We start from the raw sequence: 20,265 nt of genomic DNA on the forward strand, positions 1-20,265 counted from the left end.
GATACTAGATTAATTTAAATATTTCTCTTTGTGCTCGTGATATAGAATAAATCATTTTACTTAATTCATCGGTGGAATAATTTTCTATATTTTCAGAAATATTTTCTAAAAACATTGCCAACATACCTGATTGTGAATTTGCTTCTGAAAGTTCCCATTTTTCACTTGCATTTCTAGCCTCAATTTTAGATACTTTATTAAAATAATTATGAATGTTTGCAACCTCATACATAATATCTTCAAAGCTACGCATAATATAAATCATCCTTTCATTTAATAAAAATAAAATATTACAACACTAATTTCTCTTAATATTTAAAACTTGTCAAATTTTAAATATATGATGTGATATCTTGATAATATAGATAATAAATATTAAGCTAAGAAAAATTTTGGTGTGCATTTGTAAAAATGAATCATTAACCGATAAGCAGAAGCTTATCATAAGTGATGCGGTTTTTCAGCCGCTTAGTAAAGGGATTTTGAACGTAACATACTGTATGAGGTTTATAGGAATTGCAGTTATGTTTTTGTTAATAATATCATAAGTAATATGTTTTTATTGTTCACTTAGAGATTTTAGCATATTAGACTATATGACGATTATTAATTGTAGCTGATATGATGTAAATAGGTTAAATAAATAAGAATTAGGGTGATTGTGATGGAGTGGGCTTATATAATAGCTAAATATTTGCAAAATCTAGGAAGTATAATGGGGCTTAATATTCTATAAAGGTGGTTGGGATAATTTTAATCATAGTTTGTATGGAGGAACCCTTTTATCTATTTCAATATTTATAATATTAATTACGATTGTTTTGGAAATGATCTATCAATCAAAATTAAGAATTACATTTACATTAATAAAAACTTCAAGTTTTTCAGGATTACTTATTAAACAAAAAATTATAGATTCACATAGGATTGTAAAATATCAAGCTTTAAGTGATATTTTTGAAGAAAGAGAAATTAGTAAATTTTACAAAAAAATACATAGAGAAGTTGCATTACCGATATCTGAAGAGTATATAGAAAATAATAATTTTGTTTCTAATGTAAATTATCGACTGAAAAGCATCAAAATATTTAACGAAAAATTTTCGCTTTTTGTTATGGACATTTTAAGCTGGATATCAATATTTCTAATTGGTATAGTAGGTGTAATTATCGCAAAAATATTTGAATTTAAAGACCCTTGGCTACTTTGTATTGTGATTATAATGGCTATTATATCAATAATTAAAAACATGTTTTGTATGAAAACAGTTATCGATAAAAATGAAGAATTGATAAGAAGTGAGTATGAAGATTGGAAGTAGTAATACTAATATAAAGTATGAATATTAATAAAGAAGTACAAAATTTTCATGTGATAAGAAAGGGTTTTTACAGAAGATGTTTGTTTAGTTCTGATAACGATTTATTATGTAAACTAAAGAGTGAGTTAATTTTATTAATACCATTTCTTAATTGGGAAGGAAATATGCAAAATGACAAATACACAATGGATAATACCTTGTAACATTCAGTTCTATGATGTTATAGGTGCCTTCAATCAATTTAATGTGATAGATTGGAAGCAAAGTAAACAATTAACTAAAGCTAAAAAAGGAGATATTGTATACATCTACCTTTCTTCTCCTGTCAAAAGCATAAAATACCAGTGCTTAATAAACGAAGTGAATAAATCGAATACAACTATAGATGACAGTGAATTTGTGATCAAAGGCGAAAACTATATAAATTACGGTAATTATATGGAGTTAGAGTTATTAAATGAACTTAATGATGAAAAACTAGATTTTACTTCTTTAAAAGAAAATGGATTGAACGGGAATGTACAAGAACCATTTCCTTTAAAAGGCGACTTTAAAAAATATGTAAAAGAGATTTCAAATAATAAAAATTCTAAATCAACGAAAGAATTAGAAAACACTGAATATATTGAAGGAAAACCTTATATTCAATATGGAATGAAATATGAAAGAAATCAAGCGCTAAGAAAAAAAGCCATAGAAATACATGGTACTACTTGTAAAGTTTGTGGTTTCAATTTTAAATCCAAATATGGGGACCTGGGAGAAGGATTTATTGAAATACATCATATAAAACCTATGTTTTCTATAAGAAAAGAAGTTACCGTAAATCCTGAAAATGATTTAATTCCTCTTTGTTCACACTGCCATAAAATGATTCATACAAATCCTAAACAGCCTTTATCAATTGAGGAATTAAGTAGAATAGTCAACCGGGAGAATTAATAATATGATCATTAACCATGAAGAAAAATATAAATAATATAGAAGCTTACTTAAAATGTCTTATGCAAAGGTTATAACGCTATTACTTAAAAAGTATGATGAAGATACAGACGACTATTATAAAGAAAAATCTTCAAAAAAAAAGAAGGGTTATATTGCCATCATATATTTGATAGTAAATATGATAATCTTTCAAACCTTAAGTTTATTCGTCATTATAGATACGCTTTCGATTATCAAAAGAAAGAAAATCTAGTTTACTGCGATTTATTTGAATACTTAATATTACAAGCTCTAATTGCGAAAGAATCCAATGGTATTCACAGACTAGCGGGCTACCTTATCTTCATTTTACCTAATATTGAGGAATGGTATATAAATGAAGTTGATCCTAGATTAGAATGACAGAAACACTGTAAAGAGAAAGCTTATTTATCAGAAGAATATAGTGGAAAATTAATAATAGAGATTGATAATAAAGTAAATAATACAAATGCGTATAGACAATATAAAAAAGAAATATATGAAAGCATCTAAAATCATTGTATTTTGAACACCCTAATTCAGATTTTAAAACGTTTTTCTTGGATATTTAAGACTATTAACTTGCGTTATAATCAATGTATCATAAATATCAAAAACCATGAGTTTTTAGACGATGAGAAACACGTTTATTTGCATCGAGAATTAGATTTTGTTAATAAGTTACCTATAAAATGATTTAAAAAGGTAATATTCAAATGGCTAAAATTGGTTATGCACGTGTATCAACACAAAATCAAAGTCTGGATGGACAGATTGATACACTTGAAGAATATGGTTGTGAACGTATTTTTAGCGAGAAAGCGAGTGGTCGTAAAACCAAAAGAACGGAACTTGATAAAAGTTTGGATTGTTTACGTGCAGGCGATATCTCGTTATCTATAAACTAGATCGTCTTGGCCGAACAACAAAGCAATTAATTGAGCTATCTCAGTGGTTAGATGAAAATAACATTGATTTACATATTATAGATATGAACGTCTCCACCAAAGATGCGATTGGAAAAATGTTCTTTACCATGATGAGTGCTTTTGAGGAATTAGAGGCTAGCTTATTAATTGAGCGTACGAAAAAAGGTCTAGAAGCTGCAAGAGCAAGAGGGCGCATAGGTGGTCGACCTTCATTACCTGACCATAAGAAAAGGGAAATTAAATTCTTATATGACGAACAAAAACTTACTGGGGAAGAAATTGCTGAACATACTGGAGTAAGTCGTTCAACAGTTTATCGTATTTTAAAACAAACTAAGATTGACCAGTTAAAATAAATGTGTAAGATAAAACGTGAAATAACTAATTAGTTATTTCACGTTTTATCTTTTTAATTTCTTCGTCATTCAAATTATAAATTTGATAAACTAGTTTATCAATGTAATCTATAAAAATTTTAATTTGATTATCTAAAGTTAATAAGTATTCTTTTTCTGTATTAGTAAATTTCAATAAATTTATTATCAAAGGTTTTTTAATTAAATTACCTTCGTAATTTTTGATTTGTTCATATAACATCCTTAAATTTTCACTTGTATCAGTTGTTATATATAAATTATTGTTCATTTTAATAACTTTTAATTCATCATCGAATATGATTTCATTTACATTATAATCTTGAATAATATTGTCTTCTTGATGAGCCTCCCAATAATTATTATCTGTAAATAAATTGATTTTTATTTGCTCATTATATAGAGAATGCATTTCTTCAAGCTTATTATAATAATTGTATTTATGATTTTCTAAACTATGAATATTTTTACTTGTATCTATTATTTTCGTTTTTATATCATAATGGACTCTACTAATGTCTGGAATCAATATGTCTTTATCTCCCATTAATCTATTTCTATAAAGGTATTGAATTACTTTAGAATTTATAATTCCAGCCATCATATAAAGGTTATCTATACTACAATTTTCTGAAGGTACTAAATACATAAAACGCCCACCATGCTGAGGAAGAACTTTTTCACTTGTAACTAAACTAATTAACTGGCCTTTAGCTCTTCTCTCAAGGATGAACAATTTAAATATTGAGTGTATAGGATTATCATTTATTTTATTTTTATCATAAATCCTATGCCTCCATAAAATATTTTCATCAAAATAAGTTAATGATGTCTCTTTAAATGAATACGGTTGTAAATGTTTTTGATATACAAATTTCTCCACTTTATTATCATCAAAAACAGTTTTTATTTTATTTTTTTTAAATTGTTTTTTCAAGTGGTTGCTTAATGTTTTTTTCATATTACTAAAGTCCTTTTTAAAGACAGTTTTTTCTATTACTGATTTTAAATCTTTCTTATTTTTCTTGACTAATTCCAAATCGCCAACATCTATGCCTGTATTTTTTGAACCGTATGAAGTAATTCGTACCGAATTATTCTCTATTTTATTTAGTAATTCAGTTTCTGAGAACTCATTAAATGAAAATATATAATTATTATTTTTATACAAACTAGATTGTTGTATTTTTTGAAAGCCCATTTTACTTATTGGTTTAACCAAGAAACTTTTTATGTCATTTTTATTTAATATACCTGTCTTTTTATTCCAGGTAATATCACAAAATGCTTCATACTTCTTTTTTATGTTATCTAATTTGCTTAAATCCAGATAGTTTATTTCATGATTTGAATCAGCAGTCTTTTTTCTCATTATAATAATACTTGTTGCTACACCAGCGTCAGGAAAAAATATAGAATTCCCTTTTTCTGAAATTTTATTAAAATTAATAATATATTCTATTGTATAATTTTCTAAAATATACTTTCTAAACCATTTATATGTTGGAATTGTTAAATAAGTGTTTGACGTGATGAAACTAATAATCCCTTCTTCCTCACATAATATATCAGCTAATCCAAAAAAATAACCATATAAATCATTAAGTTTTCCTGAATTTTTTTCATTACTTGGTACTTTCCCAGAAAAATCCTTATTATTCCATTTAAACTTAATGTTAACGCCCTCAACATCAAAATTATTTTCAGCAAATGCAAAAGGTATTAATTCTTTTTTCATTATTTTATTCACATCTGTTGAACCATATGGAGGATTTCCTATAACGACATCATACTTTTGAGATTTAGCAAGATTAAGATTGTAATTTTGCATATATGATTTTTTTATTTCAGTTTTTAAAAACAAAACTTTTTCCTCTATATCATTTTTATCAATTGCATTTTCACTATCAATTAAATCTAAACTATTAGTTCGATAAACATTAATATCATCTATTACTTCTTCAGATGAATTTTCTCCATAAGCTTGAATTAATGCAAAAAAAAGGTTTATATCTGCAATACTTTTACTTAAAGGATTTATCTCAAAACCAAATAAGTTATTTTCTATACGTTTACTTTCATTTCTGTCTTTTATAAAATGAAATACTTTTCCATTCTTATTAATTTTAGAACTACTTGCTGATTCATTAATATGAAGAATTGTTTCTGAAATAAATGTTCCACTTCCACAAGCAGGGTCAATAATATTTAAATAATCATTTCCTTCAGAATATAAATCTCTACTTTGATATTTTTGAATAACATCTCTAGTCAAATACCACATTAACCTTACAACAGGTTTAGGTGTGTAATATTGACCAAGTAATCTACGCGCTGTTCTCTCTGAACCCTTCTCTTCTTGGTCTAAGTAATGTTCATAAATATCACCTAAAATATCTTGGTTAACTTTACTAAAATTAATATCATTAAATAATCGAACTAGTTCAATCAACAAATCTGTGATTGAGTATTCATTTTCATTTAGCACCCAATTATATATATCTTTACTTAAAATAAAATTATATGGTTTCAAATCAGGTTGGTCAAATTTAAATACATTTACAAAATGTCGTAAAAGAGAATCTTTTCCTTCTTTCCTTTTCATTTCCAAAATACCATTGGATATATATCTTCCGTTTACTAAGCCTTCTAGAAACTTAGTGGATTTTGTATTTGAATCCTCTAGTATTCTTAAAAACATTGTTTTATTAATAATATTATATATCGATGTTAATACAAACGAATCTTTTTTTTCTCTATCATTTAAAAATGTATTTATCAAAGTAACATCATACTTTTTTTTATCTTCCATAAAATTATCTAAATAGTTCATTTCTATGCCCCACCAAAAAAAGTTCATTACTGCCTCATTATGGGTAGACATTATAATTTTCATAAATTCAGTCCATGAAACTTCTCTCATTGTCACTTGTGATTGTACATCTAAAATTTTAGTTTCAAAATTTGGAACAATTTGATTTTGTAACCTTATCATCAAATGGTATAGCTCAAATATAAAGTTTTTCCTTACATATGGATTATTAATAGAATTAGTTCTTTCATATTCTTGTGGATTAATAAACTTTTGATTTTCAAATATTTTTTCATGACTTATAATTTTCAGTTTATTTATTGTATTCTCTGATTCATTTTCTAAATCAATACTCATAATTATGTTTCGTTCAAAAACTTCTTTTTCGATATTAGTAATCTTATCCAAGTTATTAAAGTTAATTTTTGAGTTCTTTTTAATTTCTGTAGCATTAAATAATATTAATGTTTGGTAATCAGTTAGTCCTATCAACCTAATTTTAGATTCATTAAATTTTATGTATCTTTTTAATTGTAAATAGTCAATAATATATTTTTTTCCGATAACAATTTATAGTTTTTTGTTTCAATTATAAATTGACTATAACTATGTTTAGATTTGTACTCTTTTTTACCATATAACCTAATATCTGGACTTTTTGACCCTTTATCACCTCTTTGGGGAACATCATGTAGAATATTCTTTTGTTCATAACCTAAAGGCTTCAAAATATGATTTATAAAAATATTTCTATCATGAATTTCGTAACCTGTATTTCTAATGTTTTTATGTGATTCAGCTAAATTATTATTATAAGATTGTAAATTTTCTAGTAGCACTTTTACCCCTCCTATTTTCTCCTATTTAAATAATTATACCATCGTTTTGAAAATACAATAAAACTTCCTATCAAAATGTTAATAGTTATCAAAGTTCATCTAAATTTATTTAAAAAACAACAATACTCATTAAAGAGTTTTATATATTAGAAAGTAAATAGATCAATTGATAATATTCTAGTTTCTTCGTCTTTTGCATTCCTCTACACTATGATGTTATAATACATTTAACGAAAATAAGTATTCACTTATACACCAATCCCCTCACTATTACGAGTAGTGAGGGGATTTTTGTTGGTGTGGCTTAATGTCGCCTATTTTTTATTGCGTTTACATAGCCAATAAGTAAAATACGCAATGGCACAGCCACTGATGACTGGCGCTATGATGTGAACGAAAATAAGCATCACTTTATACACCTCCTCCCTACGTCAAATTGACGCCTGAGAGATAGGCGACATCTGAGAATCTACAAGCATATGCACTTCTGATAAGTTGAATTATGTCGAATAGAAATCATACTACTCTATTAAAATGCTCTGTTTCATGTCTCAATTCTTACATTTAAAATTTCATGAAAACTTCTAATGCTCCAAATTCTACTGGCATTTTTTCAAAAATATTGCATAGTACTTGTATCAATTACAAAGCGATATTAAACATCTAAAGCTAAAACTCTCTTAATAAAGATATTAATTTAATAATGGAATAACGGCACAATTCGTATTAACATTTATAGCCATTATGAATTTTTTCAGAATATTGTTAAAATAGGGCGAATGAACTTAATTACATAAGGATGAGACAAAATGGCGAATTTAGTTAATGATACTTTATCAGCATGGTTACTAGTAGAATCTTTACAACCTGGTGAAGTTAAATATGACAAGGGAAGCACTTTATCTAAAGGTAATTTTCAAAATAATGAACAACAAAAGCAATTACAAAGTTTTGAAGATTATTATGATATATGGAATGATGAACGATATAAAATTGCAGAGCAACCTCAAAAATACGGTAAAAGAATATTTCGTTTATATAGAAATTGCTTTTATTTTAAAGAAATTGATAAAGAAATTCAAAATATTTTCAACGATAATGCAGAAATTTTTAACCCAAATGAAAAGCGTTGTTATGGTTACACATTCCAAACTGATGAAAATGGAAAAGTAGTAACAGATAGTCTACATATCCCTATGATTATGAGTGCACTTAAAGAAATCAGAAAAAATAAGAGTGCAAACATAGAACAAATATTTAATGACACTAAACGTAAATTCCAGCAAAAATTCAATGAAATTATTGCAGATGAGCCGATTAACGAAGATAAAATTAAGCAATTGGATGAAGCGTATCGTGACTTTTTTGCTGTACTTATTTCCGAAACAAATGGCATATTCAAACATTATTTTACGATTGAATATGTTAAAAATAGTGAATCTCCAGACCCTGATTTTAATAGTTTCTTTATTGGCGATATAGAAAGAGCTCGTAAAGACCCTAACCAAACATTGAAAGCTTATATTGAAGGGATAGATGATACAAAGCGTATTGAAGTAGATGAGAATAAAGAAGTGTTTGAGGAGTTCTTACATCCAGAAAATTTACCAGATGGTCGTTGGCCATCTCAAATTGAACATAAATTATCTTTAATGCAACAACTAGCTGTTCTTGATTCGGCACCAGTTCGTGTGACGAATGCATGGAATGTGATGCATCTTATTTTTCCTGTAGTGAGTACGACCTTTGCAAGTTTCGCATCAATGTATAGAGGATTGTCTAAAGATTTTATTGACTACTTGTTTATAGACGAAGCAGGCCAAGCTCTCCCACAAGCAGCAGTCGGAGCATTATATCGTTCTAAGAGAGTGATTGCAGTTGGAGATCCTATTCAAATAGAGCCAGTAGTAACAATGGAAGATAATTTAATAGCTAATATTAGAAAAGGCTATCATATTCATGAACGTTTACTTTCAAAAGCATCTTCTGTTCAAACTGTAGCTGATTTTGCGAATAAATATGGATATTGGAAGACTCAGACGGATGATGAAGATAGTAAATACTGGATTGGAATTCCATTATGGGTACATAGAAGATGTTTAAAGCCAATGTTTACTATCGCCAATCAAATTGCCTATGATAATAAAATGGTCTTACCTAAAACTATTACCAATATAGGTAAAACTGGATGGTATGATATTAAAGGTAATTCGGTACAGAGACAATTCGTAAAAGAACAAGGAGATAAAGTCATAGCACTACTTAAAAATGATTGGAAACAAGCTATAGAAAATGGAGAGCATGAACCAAGCGTTTATGTCATTTCACCATTTACTGAAGTAAAAAAACAAATTCAATTATTAGCAAGAAAAGAATTGCTTCATACTGTAAGTGACGATTCTAAAAAAGTAAGCGACTGGATCAAAAATTCAATTGGAACTGTCCATACATTTCAGGGTAAAGAAGCAAAGAAAGTTTATTTTGTAATAGGAACTGACAATAATCAAGATGGTGCAGTCAATTGGTCATGCGCAAAACCCAATCTATTAAACGTTGCTGTCACAAGGGCTAAAAAAGAATTTTATGTTATTGGTGATAAAGATCGGATTAAATCTAAACCATACTACAATGTTATTAACTTAGAATCTAATACAGAAGATCTCGATGAAACCATAGAAAGCCGTTCATGATATAAATAAAAGATTCAATTAGTTAAAAGTAATCTTTCTATATAGTTGAGCATAGTAAAATATAAACACTTTCGTTGAATTCAAATGAAAGTGTTTTTTTATGAAGGGAGTTGCTCATGCAATAGAAATTAAAATTATAATATAGTTGATGAACAACACAAATCGATATAAAATAAAACTGTAATTTTACTTCATGTTAAAAGAGGGGATAACATGTTAAGAAGCATGAGTAGCTTGTTTATAAAGGAACAAAATAATGAAGCTATTGACGAGGTTGCTGTCAGTCTTTCTAAGCGTTTGAGTATAGACTCAAAGGTTTTATATAAAGGTGTAATAAAGGTTTTCGAAAAGCTACACTCTAAGATTACGTATTCGGGAAAGTTGAAAAATGCGCAATAACTTTATCTTTACTGAATTTAATCGATTATTGATAAATGACATGATTATTTATCTCATACCACTGATAGGTATAACGTCATGGCAATTCTCTGATTCTAAAATAGTGTTCCTCACGTCAACTTACTCAATAGGCTTTATCATATTTAGTAAATTCTCAGGTTATCTTATTGATAAATTTTCTAGTGTGACAGTACCTATATTCACATATTTAGTCTATATTATGTTTAATTTAATTTTTATTTTCACTTTACTGCGTAACATGAATGACTTTACGATTATATTTATTATTATTGTTGTAATGAGTTTATTTTCAAGTATATTAGAAATTAATACAAGCGTTTTTATTCCAGATTATTTTTATGAAGATTTAACTTCTATTAATAGTTTAGTTCAACTAGTTAGATCAGTTGTTAATTTTTTATCTCCAATAATAACTTTTACATTAACTAATAGTATAACTGTAGCTATGTTTATATTGCTGTTTTTGCAGATACTAAATCTCTTAATTTATACTTACAAGTTAAGAAGATTGGATGTAAATTCGTATAAAAAAGATGTTAATCAGAATAGTGACAATATTAATTTCAATTCGTTAAAATATATTTTTAAAAATAGAAAACTCATTTTGATAATCATCGTTACAATGGGGATTAATTTTTCAATGACAATACTTACAAATACCATGGTTTTATACTTAGTAAGATATTTAGAATTAAGTAATCATTTAGCAGGAATTATAATAGGATTGCTTTCATTTGGAGCTATAGTTGGTTCGGTACTTCCTAATATAATTATTAAAAAGTTTAGCTTTGAAAAATCAATAGGGGTAGTAAACCTCATTTTAAGTATTCCATTTTTATTCCTTATTTCAAAATCATATTTATTTTTTTTAGGTGTATTTTTAGGATATCTCTGTAGGAGTTTTGGAAGTGTTTTAAGAACCACAGTTCAATATGAAATTGTTCCTGAAAACATTAGAGGTAAAGTAAATTCTACTATATATTTATTTACTTGGGGCACAATACCAATAGCTGGTTATTCAGCTTCAATATTATTGGAGGTAATATCACTACACACATTATATGTGATAATAGCTTTGGTTTTCATTCTAGCAAACGGCTTGTTTTTATTTAGTTATAATGAAAATAGTCGTTTGAAAAGGAATTTTTGATTTTAAAATAAGCTTAGAAGATGTGGAAAAAACATTGAGACATAAAAACGAGGCTGAGACATAAGCTTCTCAGATAACTAAAAAAATGGTGGTTTCTACGTGAAATAAAGTAGAAACCACCATTTTTATGTTCTTATCCATTTTAATAGCTCGATGAGCTACTATTTTCCTTATATTTATTGCCATTAATGCTAGCCCTACTTCTCGTTTAACTTTAGGTAACCCACGAAGTGACATTCGTTTGAAACCCAAAATAGCCTTCAAGAAACCAAAAACTGGTTCTACATCAATTTTTCTTTGACTGTAGATTTTTTGTGTTTTTGGTTCTGAAAGCTTTTTATTGATTTGAAATTTAAAATATTCCCAATTATAATTCTTCATTACTTTTTTATTAGATAGTGAGTTATTTTTAATACATTGATTTCTTAATAAACACCCGTTACAACTATCACTTTCATACAGTTTAAAATCTCTTCTAAAACCATATTTATCTTTTCTATAAGCATACCTTATAAAAGGTAATCTACGATTATTTGGACAAATAAGTTCATCGTTAATCTCATCATATGCCCAGTTTTGTGTATTAAATTTATCATTTTTATATTTCTTTTTTTGTTCTTTGATAAACATTCCATATGTAATTAAAGGTGTTTTACCAAAATCATCTAGAATAGATAAATAGTTTGGTTCACTTCCATAGCCTGCATCAGCGACGATATATTCAGGAATGTCACCATAATAATTTTTAATGTGCTCTAAAAAAGGTATAAGCGTTCTTGTATCCGTAGGATTTTGATAAACATTGAAAGATAAAATGAATTGATGATTTGTCGCAATTTGTAAATTATAACCAGCTTTTAATTGTCCGTTTCTCATATGATCGTCTTTCATTCTCATAAACGTGGCATCATTATCAGTCTTTGAATAACTGTTTCTGTCACCAAAAGTCCTTAGTTGAACTTGGTATTTACTTTTATGTTCAATTATTTCGTTAAGTTCTTTCTTATATTTTTTCAAGTTACTCTTTTTTAAGCCTAGTGACTTTCTATTTTCAATATTACTATCAGTTTTAATTGTTTTTGATAAATCTTCGATTTTATTTTCTAATTCTGTACAAACTTCTTTTAAATCTTGATTGCTCATTTCTTCATTCATCTCTAATTTGAGCTCAGGTAAAATCTCAGTTTGTATGAGTTCTTCATAAAGTGATTTCGACTTATCAATCACATTTTGATTATAGCGTTCAGTATTTTTTCTCCATACAAATGTATACTTATTGGCATTAGCTTCAATTTTAGTACCATCAATAAATATGGACTCATTATCAATGAGTTTTTGTTCTATAAGTTGGGTTCTAAAGTTAACAAATAGGGACTTTAATAATTTATCCATGATTGGATTTACTCTAAAACGATTGATTGTTCTATATGATGGCTTTTGATTTTGAGATAACCACATCATACGAATACTATCTGAAAGTGCAGCTTCAATTCTTCGTCCAGAAAATATAGATTGTGTATAAGCATAAAGAATTACTTTCAACATCATTTTAGGGTGATAAGATGATGCACCATTTAAGTGATTGAATTCGTAGAATTCTGTTTCTGGAATTGTTTCAACAATTTGATTAACTGCATGTGCGATATCATTGTTAGGAATCAAAATTTCAGTTTCCATTGGCAGTGTTAACTGAGTCATATTATAATTTTTATACATAAGACACCTCATTCTAAAGTTATGTTAGAGTAACTTTATTATACGAAAGTGACTTATTTTTTTGTATTAATTTATATAATTGTACCGATTTTGTAAAGAGCTGACGCCTAGGGGAATAGTATGAGTGAGAGACTACAGGCTCGAACCATACCCCAGGCAAGCATGCGCTTTCAAAATCGGAAGATTTTAACGTAGAAAAGCAGCAATCTATTAGTTTCTAATGGATTGCTGCTTTTAATTTGAGAATGGGATATTTATGTCCCAGGCTCAATTACTTTCATCCAATTTTAGGCATTTTTAAAAATAGCTTAGCAAGAAATCAAACTATTTTGTGTAACTTTAAATGTAAAGTGTGTACTTTTTCTGCCAATGCTTGAACTGGACCATCGACATCAGCATTTTCAATAACTTGATGGATTGGTAAACTTTTTACTGGTGATTGTGGTGCACCTATCTCACTTAGCCACGTATTTAATTGTTCAGAAGAACTGGCATAAACGATTCTTCCAAGACCTACCCAACCATGCGCGGCGGCACACATCGGGCAGTGTTCCCCAGAAGTGTAAACTGTTGCTGTCTTGCGCTCTTCTGGTGTTAAACGATTAGCGGCCCATTTCGCTATTTCAAATTCAGGGTGTCTAGTGTGATCACCACCACTAACATGGTTGTGATCTTCAAATAAAATGTTGCCATTAGAACTCACTAATATAGATCCAAACGGCTCGTCTCCCTTATTCAGTGCCTGTTCTGCTAATTCGACACATCGTTCTAAATAAGTCATATCAGATTCACTAACCATCTAATAACCTCCTTAGTAATTGCAAATGAATATTATTCATTCAAAATATTACATAGTACTTGTATCAATTACAAAACGATATTTAACATCTGAAGCTAAGACTCTCTTATAAGCATCATCAATTTGATCAGCTGAAATTAATTCGATTTGAGGTTCAATGTTATGTTTTGAACAGAAATCTAACATTTCTTGAGTCTCTTTTATACCACCAATAGCTGAACCAGCAAATGATCTACGATGACCAATTAAATTTGCTACATGTAATGATATAGGCTCTGCGGGTGCCCCAACATTAACGATTGTACCATCTAGTGTTAATAAGTTAAGATAATCATCTAATTTCAGATTCGCACTCACTGTATTAATAATTAAATCAAATGAGCTTGCAAGTGTTTCAAACGTTGCTTCATCACTTGTTGCATAATAATGTGAAGCACCTAATTTCAAACCATCTTCTTCTTTATTTAATGTTCTTGATAATACAGTTACTTCAGCGCCCATAGCATGTGCAATTTGAACAGCCATATGTCCAAGTCCACCCATACCTATAATCGCTACTTTTTTATCTTCATTTGCATTCCAATGATTTAAAGGTGAATAAGTCGTAATGCCAGCACAAAGTAAAGGTGCAGCAGCATCTAAACCAATATTATCAGGAATACGTAATACAAAATCTTCATGGACTACGATATGTGTTGAGTATCCACCTTGAGTTGGTTCACCATATCTGTCTGTACCTGCATATGTACCGACGTTTCCTTTTAGACAGTATTGTTCTTCGCCATTTTGACAATGAACACATTCTCCACAAGAGTCTACCATGCAACCTACACCGACACGGTCATCTATTTGATATTTACTGACTTCAGAACCGACTTCTTTAACAATTCCTGCGATTTCATGACCTGGCACTAATGGATAATTAACGGGACCCCATTCTCCATGTGCAGTATGAATATCAGAATGGCATATGCCTGCATATTTAATTTCTATCAAAATATCGTGTGTATCAAGATCACGTCTTTTAATTTCTGTAGCATAAAAATCAGAATCTGGACTATTCACAGCTCTAGCTTTAACATTTAACATATATTAATTCCTCCAATATTCGTACATCAGAATATTTCTATTGATATTCTTCATTGTTCATAATAAACCTTAAAGTATACTTTAGGTCAATGAATATGGCTTCCCATGAAATTATGACTGAACAATACAAATATATGAATTAGATAATATAGATGCATTAATTATAGAAGATTAAAAAAGTGAAGCCATCGATGAGGTTGTTTCCAGTATTTCTAAGCTGTTTAGTATAGATTCAAAGATTATAAAAAGGAGAACGCGTCTTATAAAACGCGTTCTCCTTTTTTATAAATGCTTTCACTTCACTACATAACTCACTCTATATATTCTAGTTCATTAACCACTTTGACCATGTCGTCATGAATGACTAAAGTTGCGTGGTTATCATAAGGTGTAGGGTCATTATTAATGATAATTAGATTTTGTCCTTTAAAGTTCGAAATAAGTCCTGCTGCTGGTTGGACTACGAGTGACGAACCTAGGACGACTAAAGTATCAGCTTTATTTATTTTATCCAGTGCATTATATATCGTATTTTGATTTAATAATTCCCCATAAAGTACAATATCAGGTCTAATGGGACCACCGCACACTTCACAATCACGTAAATGCTGTTCCATAATATAATCTTTGAAATATGCCTTATGGCAGTCAATACAATAGAATTGATTTAACGTACCATGCAGTTCGTCAACGTTAAGACTCCCCGCATCAGAATGCAGACCGTCGATATTTTGGGTAATGACACCTAATGAACGTTTGTCTTGTTCTAGTTGAGCAATCCATTGATGAACAAGGTTCGGTTGCTTATCAGCTATAAGTAAACGTTTATGATAAAAATCAACAAATCCTACTGGGTCATCTTGAAGATAATCCGTACTTAATAAATATTCAGGCGCGTAGCCATCTTTTGAAATTTCATCAAATAGCCCACCCATAGAACGAAAATCTGGGACACCGCTTGCGACAGATACACCTGCCCCTGTAAAAAACGTGATTTTATTAGAATCATTAATGATGTTCTTGAATTGTTCAATCCTGTCATTCATGCATTTCACTCCATTAAAATTTTAAAAATCATACTCCTAACCTTTAAATTAATTTTAAGTTGTAAAAAGTAATTTAGCAAATAAAACATATACTTAAGCACCAACATACGACCGTATATTATCTCTTGTTTAAGGGTATATTTACGGTCTTTTTTCAAATTGTATTATTATTCTATTAAATTTCACATTTAAAACTTATACTAATTAATTCTAAAAAGTATGATATATTTCTAATAATTATATGTATAAATTTTAATAACTAAAGGCGGTTTGGGGCTTTGAAGAAACAGAGACTAAAGTTAAGCACACTGATCATTATTGTAGTATGTATTGTAGTGTTATTTTCATTACTTATTACGAGTGTATTGATTAGTAAGACCATTAAAGATACGATACATAAAACAACTGAAGAGAAAGCTGAAGTAATTGGTAAGACCGTTGCTCAGTCTGAGATTGTTCAATCTACTTTGAAAAAAGGTGACAATGATAACAGTATACAAACGTATGTGTCTGAAATACAACAATCAACGGATGTGAGTTTTATTGTTGTGATGGATATGAACGGGATACGAAAATCTCACCCTAATGAAAAACGCATTGGTAAGCATTTTAAAGGTGGCGATGAAACAAATGCGCTGCACGGTAAAGAGAGTGCTTCGATTTCTAAAGGGACGCTCGGTGAATCATTAAGGTCATTTACCCCTGTTTATTCTGATGGTAAGCAAGTTGGAGTAGTTGCCGTTGGTGTACCGATGAAAAGTGTTTCTGAAGCACTTGCAGATGGGAATAAGCAAATTATCATTGGGTCAATTGTTGGACTTATTGTCGGTGCCATTGGTGCATATTTACTGTCTAGATATATTAAGAAAATTTTACTTGGTTTAGAACCATCGAATATTGCTAAGATACTTGGAGAAAGGAACACGATGTTGCAATCTGTTCATGAGGGTATCGTTGCTGTTGATAAAGAAGGTAAGATTAATTTAGTGAATAAATCAGCGATGGATATATTTAATAAGGCAAATTTAAAAGGCAATCCAATCGGCATGAAGATTGATGATTATATGGAGTCTACACAACTACCAAAAGTACTCGAGTTAGGTAAACCAGAATTGGACAAGGAACAAAATATTAATGGAGTGAAGATCTTGGTTAATAGAGTGCCACTGGTTGTAAATAATGAAATTGTTGGTGCAATTTCAACATTTAGAGACAAGACAGAGGTGAACAAACTTTCTGAACAGTTAGTAGGTGTGAAGACATATGCTGATACATTACGTGCGCAGTCACACGAGTTTAGTAACAGGTTGCATGTGATTTCTGGCCTGCTGCAAATGGAACATTATGAGGATTTAAAACAGTATATACATGAGATTGTGGAACTAGGCAGTCAAGAGAATGGTAGTATTACGTCGAAGATTAAAGATCCTGTGTTAGCTGGATTCTTAATTGGCAAATTAAGTTTGGCGAGAGAACAGAATATTAAATTGTCTATTATCAGCCATACAATGATTCCGGAACCGAAGCAGTCATATATTACTCATGAAATGATTACGATTATAGGTAATTTAATAGATAATAGTATAGATTCTTTAAGCGCATCTGCTGTTAGTGAGAAAACAATTGACGTACATTTGAAATATATAAATAACGCATTAATCATAGATATTGTAGATTCAGGCTTAGGTCTAAAAGGTGATTTAGCCCATCAAATTTTTGAAAAGGGCTACTCTTCTAAAGGGGAGCACAGAGGCTATGGGCTGCATCTTGTTCAACAAAGCGTAGAGAAACTTAACGGGGAAATAAATGTAGCTTCTAATGTAGAAGGCAATGTGACATTTTCAGTCGTTATAAATTATTCAGAAAAGGGGGAACTATAAATGTTAAATATCTTAATTGTTGAAGATGATCCAATGGTTGCACAAATAAATCAACAATTTATTAAAAAAATAGATGACCAAACTTCAGTTGATATTGCCTCAAATGTTAAAGAAGCTATAAAACATATAGAAAATAAAGAAATTGATTTACTATTGCTGGATATATACATGCCTGAGGAAAATGGATTAACATTTCTTAAATATGTAAGAGAGCAAGGTTATAAAATAGACGCAATTCTCATCACAGCAGCTACGGATATCGAGGAGATTCAAACTGCATTTCGTTACGGCGCTGTAGATTATTTGATTAAGCCCTTCGACTTTGAGCGTTTTCAACAATCATTACTGAGGTATAAAAAAGGCCTCACATTCTTTAATAAAACTAGTAGTATTAATCAAACGGATATTGATGCTGAGTTTCTCAACAAGGAAGTTGTTGACCGTGATTCAGAGCTCAAATTACCAAAAGGTGTAACAGAAGCCACGTTACAAGTGATTATTGATAAAATGAAGTACTTTGAAGAAAATGAATTCTCTACAGATGATATCTCAAAGCGTGTTAATATTTCGAGAGTTTCTGTAAGAAAATATTTAAAGTTTTTAACGGATATAGAGGTTTTAGAGGAATCGTTAAATTATGGTATAGGGCGTCCCATTAATTTCTATAAGGTTAAAAAGGATAATCTTCAGTATTTAAAGGGTTATATAGAATTATAGTGAAATGTTACCGAATCAAAGGGATGAAATTCCTTTTGATTCGGTTTTTTTAATTACAAAAAGATAATTAAAATTTCATAAACTATAAATTTATATCGTCTATGAATAAAATAGATTTATACGTAACAAGGGGGTTAATAATGAATACGAAAGCAAATTTGAAAGCGCTTACTAATGATGGGATGCCAATAGAGAGCAGCTTTAAAAGTTTAGGAAAAAGGTTGATTCATATTAAAGTGGGTGTGTTGCCATTACCACTTTACTTAACACTAGCTGCAATTATATTAGCTGCATCCGTATATAATACATTACCTGCAGACATGATTGGTGGATTCGCAGTAATCATGATTTTAGGTATCTTGCTAGGAGATCTTGGTCAAAAATTGCCGATTTTAAAAGATATCGGTGGACCTGCTATTTTAGCATTACTTGTACCATCTGTTTTAGTGTTTTTAGACGTTATTAACACGTCTTCAATGGAAGCGGTTACAAGTTTGATGAAGACATCGAACTTTTTATATTTCTATATTTCTTGTTTAGTTGTTGGAAGTATTTTAGGTATGAACAGTAAAGTGTTAATTCAAGGATTCACACGTATGTTTGTGCCTTTACTAGTGGGAACTATTCTGGCAGTATCTGCTGGTTTATTAGTCGGCTTATTATTTGGTTATGATATTAAGCATACATTGTTTTATATTGTTGTACCTATTATTGGAGGAGGTATTGGTGAAGGTATTCTCCCATTATCCATTGCATACTCATCTATATTAGGAGGAAGTGCTGAATCGTTCGTTTCTCAAATGATTCCAGCAGCAGTAATTGGTAATATATTTGCGGTTGTCACTGCGGGAGTCATGATGCGCGTAGGTGAAAAACATACAAAGCTTTCAGGAAACGGAAAATTAATTAAATCTGAAAACATAAATGAAACAAATGATGATAAAGAAGAGAAAGAAAAAGTCATTGATTTCTCACTTATGGGAGCAGGGTTACTCATTGCTTGTAGTTTCTTTATTGTCGGTACACTTGGTCAAAAATTCATAGGTATGCCGGGGCCAGTTATTATGATTCTATTTGCAACGATTATTAAATGTTTGAAAGTAATGCCACACAAAATGGAAGATGGCGCACATAATTTATATAAATTTGTATCTACAAGTTTAACTTGGCCATTAATGGTAGGTCTTGGAATGTTGTACATACCTTTAGAAGATGTCGTTAAGATTGTTACACCAGCATATGTTGTCATATGTGCATCAGTCGTATTAACCATGATTGTTTCTGGTTATTTTGTAGGTAAATTGATGAAAATGTATCCAGTAGATGCCGCTATCGTGACGGGATGTCATAGTGGTCTAGGCGGTACAGGAGATGTAGCTATATTATCAGCATCTAAACGTATGGCACTTATGCCATTTGCACAAGTTGCTACCAGAATAGGCGGCGTATCAACAGTAATCATGGCCACGTTTTTGTTAAAAATATTAAGTTAAATCATAATACTATATAAGGGGTA

The 20,265-nt window shown here is 29.7% G+C and carries 15 protein-coding genes and 1 pseudogene; 8 read left to right on the forward strand and 8 right to left on the reverse strand.

What is annotated here, in order from left to right:
* Positions 1-4 precede the first annotated feature (4 nt).
* Positions 5-253, reverse strand: coding sequence for a hypothetical protein (locus MHB47_RS00150; RefSeq protein ID WP_340754146.1), 249 nt, complete (start codon positions 251-253; stop codon positions 5-7).
* Between the two features lie 574 nt (positions 254-827).
* On the opposite strand from MHB47_RS00150, the gene MHB47_RS00155 reads away from it, so the two are divergent.
* The 3 genes and pseudogenes from MHB47_RS00155 to MHB47_RS00165 all read left to right on the forward strand — a co-directional run bounded on the left by MHB47_RS00155 (position 828) and on the right by MHB47_RS00165 (position 3,573).
* Positions 828-1,322, forward strand: a complete 495-nt coding sequence (locus MHB47_RS00155; RefSeq protein ID WP_340754148.1) for a hypothetical protein — start codon at positions 828-830, stop codon at positions 1,320-1,322.
* Positions 1,323-1,493: 171 nt separating this feature from the next.
* Positions 1,494-2,264, forward strand: a complete 771-nt coding sequence (locus MHB47_RS00160; RefSeq protein ID WP_340754150.1) for an HNH endonuclease — start codon at positions 1,494-1,496, stop codon at positions 2,262-2,264.
* Between the two features lie 740 nt (positions 2,265-3,004).
* Positions 3,005-3,573: pseudogene (locus MHB47_RS00165) on the forward strand (recombinase family protein).
* A 25-nt stretch (positions 3,574-3,598) separates the two neighbouring features.
* Here MHB47_RS00165 and MHB47_RS00170 read toward each other — a convergent pair.
* The 3 genes from MHB47_RS00170 to MHB47_RS00180 form a co-directional block, all read right to left on the reverse strand.
* Positions 3,599-6,895, reverse strand: coding sequence for an HsdM family class I SAM-dependent methyltransferase (locus tag MHB47_RS00170; RefSeq protein ID WP_340754152.1), 3,297 nt, complete (start codon positions 6,893-6,895; stop codon positions 3,599-3,601).
* Positions 6,896-6,930: 35 nt separating this feature from the next.
* Positions 6,931-7,242: a hypothetical protein gene (locus MHB47_RS00175; RefSeq protein ID WP_340754154.1), complete on the reverse strand. Its 312-nt coding sequence runs from the start codon at positions 7,240-7,242 to the stop codon at positions 6,931-6,933.
* Between the two features lie 314 nt (positions 7,243-7,556).
* Positions 7,557-7,652 (reverse strand): type I toxin-antitoxin system Fst family toxin, encoded by a 96-nt coding sequence (locus tag MHB47_RS00180; RefSeq protein WP_340754156.1) that lies wholly within the window; start codon positions 7,650-7,652, stop codon positions 7,557-7,559.
* Between the two features lie 399 nt (positions 7,653-8,051).
* Here MHB47_RS00180 and MHB47_RS00185 point away from each other — a divergent pair, with 399 nt between their 5' ends.
* The gene (locus tag MHB47_RS00185; protein WP_340754159.1) at positions 8,052-9,932 is read left to right on the forward strand and encodes a DEAD/DEAH box helicase; all 1,881 of its coding nucleotides are present in this window, start codon (positions 8,052-8,054) and stop codon (positions 9,930-9,932) included.
* A 388-nt stretch (positions 9,933-10,320) separates the two neighbouring features.
* Complete coding sequence (locus MHB47_RS00190) at positions 10,321-11,502, forward strand: MFS transporter (protein ID WP_340754160.1); 1,182 nt, start codon at positions 10,321-10,323, stop codon at positions 11,500-11,502.
* A 69-nt stretch (positions 11,503-11,571) separates the two neighbouring features.
* Here MHB47_RS00190 and MHB47_RS00195 read toward each other — a convergent pair whose 3' ends face one another.
* From MHB47_RS00195 to MHB47_RS00210, 4 genes are all read right to left on the reverse strand, one after another.
* The gene (locus MHB47_RS00195; protein ID WP_340754162.1) at positions 11,572-13,218 is read right to left on the reverse strand and encodes an IS1182 family transposase; all 1,647 of its coding nucleotides are present in this window, start codon (positions 13,216-13,218) and stop codon (positions 11,572-11,574) included.
* Between the two features lie 319 nt (positions 13,219-13,537).
* Positions 13,538-14,017 carry a nucleoside deaminase gene (locus MHB47_RS00200; protein WP_340754164.1) on the reverse strand — a complete coding sequence of 160 codons (480 nt, stop codon included), beginning with the start codon at positions 14,015-14,017 and terminating at the stop codon, positions 13,538-13,540.
* A gap of 48 nt (positions 14,018-14,065) precedes the next feature.
* Complete coding sequence (locus MHB47_RS00205; RefSeq protein WP_340754166.1) at positions 14,066-15,106, reverse strand: NAD(P)-dependent alcohol dehydrogenase; 1,041 nt, start codon at positions 15,104-15,106, stop codon at positions 14,066-14,068.
* A gap of 311 nt (positions 15,107-15,417) precedes the next feature.
* On the reverse strand, positions 15,418-16,152 hold the full coding sequence (locus tag MHB47_RS00210; protein ID WP_340754168.1) for an NAD-dependent protein deacylase: 735 nt from the start codon (positions 16,150-16,152) through the stop codon (positions 15,418-15,420).
* 278 nt (positions 16,153-16,430) lie between these two features.
* Between MHB47_RS00210 and dcuS the strand changes: the two genes are divergently transcribed.
* From dcuS to MHB47_RS00225, 3 genes are all read left to right on the forward strand, one after another.
* A complete protein-coding gene (dcuS, locus tag MHB47_RS00215) occupies positions 16,431-18,032 on the forward strand; it encodes a DcuS/MalK family sensor histidine kinase (protein ID WP_340754170.1) in 1,602 nt (533 codons plus the stop codon).
* Entirely contained in the window at positions 18,033-18,749 is a 717-nt protein-coding gene (locus MHB47_RS00220; protein ID WP_340754172.1) for a response regulator, read from the forward strand.
* 140 nt (positions 18,750-18,889) lie between these two features.
* Positions 18,890-20,242: a 2-hydroxycarboxylate transporter family protein gene (locus tag MHB47_RS00225; RefSeq protein ID WP_340754174.1), complete on the forward strand. Its 1,353-nt coding sequence runs from the start codon at positions 18,890-18,892 to the stop codon at positions 20,240-20,242.
* Positions 20,243-20,265 lie beyond the last annotated feature (23 nt).

This window comes from Staphylococcus sp. FSL K6-3157, from assembly GCF_038005145.1.
GTDB classification, from domain to species: domain Bacteria; phylum Bacillota; class Bacilli; order Staphylococcales; family Staphylococcaceae; genus Staphylococcus; species Staphylococcus equorum.

What these genes read in the sequence shown, in the direction of transcription:
- MHB47_RS00150 (WP_340754146.1), bottom strand. Translation starts at nt 253, where the DNA reads ATGCGTAGCTTTGAAGATATTATGTATGAGGTTGCAAACATTCATAAT.
- MHB47_RS00155 (WP_340754148.1), top strand. Translation starts at nt 828, where the DNA reads ATGATCTATCAATCAAAATTAAGAATTACATTTACATTAATAAAAACT.
- MHB47_RS00160 (WP_340754150.1), top strand. Translation starts at nt 1,494, where the DNA reads ATGACAAATACACAATGGATAATACCTTGTAACATTCAGTTCTATGAT.
- MHB47_RS00185 (WP_340754159.1), top strand. Translation starts at nt 8,052, where the DNA reads ATGGCGAATTTAGTTAATGATACTTTATCAGCATGGTTACTAGTAGAA.
- MHB47_RS00190 (WP_340754160.1), top strand. Translation starts at nt 10,321, where the DNA reads ATGCGCAATAACTTTATCTTTACTGAATTTAATCGATTATTGATAAAT.
- MHB47_RS00195 (WP_340754162.1), bottom strand. Translation starts at nt 13,218, where the DNA reads ATGTATAAAAATTATAATATGACTCAGTTAACACTGCCAATGGAAACT.
- MHB47_RS00200 (WP_340754164.1), bottom strand. Translation starts at nt 14,017, where the DNA reads ATGGTTAGTGAATCTGATATGACTTATTTAGAACGATGTGTCGAATTA.
- MHB47_RS00205 (WP_340754166.1), bottom strand. Translation starts at nt 15,106, where the DNA reads ATGTTAAATGTTAAAGCTAGAGCTGTGAATAGTCCAGATTCTGATTTT.
- MHB47_RS00210 (WP_340754168.1), bottom strand. Translation starts at nt 16,152, where the DNA reads ATGAATGACAGGATTGAACAATTCAAGAACATCATTAATGATTCTAAT.
- MHB47_RS00220 (WP_340754172.1), top strand. Translation starts at nt 18,033, where the DNA reads ATGTTAAATATCTTAATTGTTGAAGATGATCCAATGGTTGCACAAATA.
- MHB47_RS00225 (WP_340754174.1), top strand. Translation starts at nt 18,890, where the DNA reads ATGAATACGAAAGCAAATTTGAAAGCGCTTACTAATGATGGGATGCCA.